This window comes from Phocaeicola faecium (assembly GCF_014837055.1).
Taxonomy (GTDB): domain Bacteria; phylum Bacteroidota; class Bacteroidia; order Bacteroidales; family Bacteroidaceae; genus Phocaeicola; species Phocaeicola gallinarum.
The window spans coordinates 241-1,030 of the sequence record NZ_JACSPQ010000040.1 but is presented as its reverse complement, the minus strand read 5'-3'; the positions used below and the strand labels follow the sequence as shown (position 1 = coordinate 1,030).

The following is a 790-nucleotide window of genomic DNA, read 5'->3' as shown; positions in this document are numbered from 1 at the left end:
ACCAACGGTATTCTCCTAACCCACCGAATGCGGGCAAATCTAATATCGGAAGTAGGAGCAGAACGATAAGGCAGCTGAAACATGTTATGGCTATACCAATTGCTGCAATGTCTACAGCATTTTTTTTATCGTCAATCATGAACCTAAGCACTGCATCGCCGATTGCAAATGTCCCCAATGGCATGACAATACTGATGACCAGTGTAGTCATATCAGAGATGCCGTATTCCGCCGCAGTCAAGTAGTATGTATACAGCGGTACAAGAAGGAATGTGGTCAATTTTGTTGCAATGGTCGTAATCGCAAATACGCCAACATTAATGAGGAGATTTATATATCTGTTCATGGTTGAGTGACCGCTGCTCCGTGCTTGTCATTTACTCCGTAATGGACATGATCATCTCAACCGGAAGTCGAGAAGACCGACAGAGATTAAGCGTTTCGGGGAAGTGTCCCACAGCAATGTACATAACAAGAAACTCATTATCGGGAATCTGCATTAGTTCGCGAGTCATACTCTCGTTCCTTGTATTCATCATAGTGTTTAGTGGGCAAGCGGCAAGCCCCACAGATTCCAAAGACATGAGTAATTGCATGGAAAAAAGGCCTCCATCTACAAAACCTTCATTGCGTTCCACAGAAGATACGAACGCCTGGTTGTCGGCTGTAACGAGAATCAGAGCAGGTGGGGCCGGATATCCGCGGAAACCTCCTTGAATATGCAAAGCTCTTTCGATAATTCCTTGATTGCATGTTATATGGACCCGTGCTGGTTGTCTATTGCATACTG

Annotated in this window: 2 protein-coding genes; both read right to left on the bottom strand. The window is 44.8% G+C overall.

The window, feature by feature from the left end; genetic code table 11:
• Positions 1 to 346 (bottom strand): hypothetical protein (locus H9626_RS15755; RefSeq protein ID WP_497801158.1); only part of this gene is annotated, 346 nt, incomplete at its 3' end.
• A 31-nt stretch (positions 347 to 377) separates the two neighbouring features.
• Positions 378 to 725 carry a nitroreductase family protein gene (locus H9626_RS15750; RefSeq protein WP_191710825.1) on the bottom strand — a complete coding sequence of 116 codons (348 nt, stop codon included), beginning with the start codon at positions 723 to 725 and terminating at the stop codon, positions 378 to 380.
• Between the last annotated feature and the right edge of the window lie 65 nt (positions 726 to 790).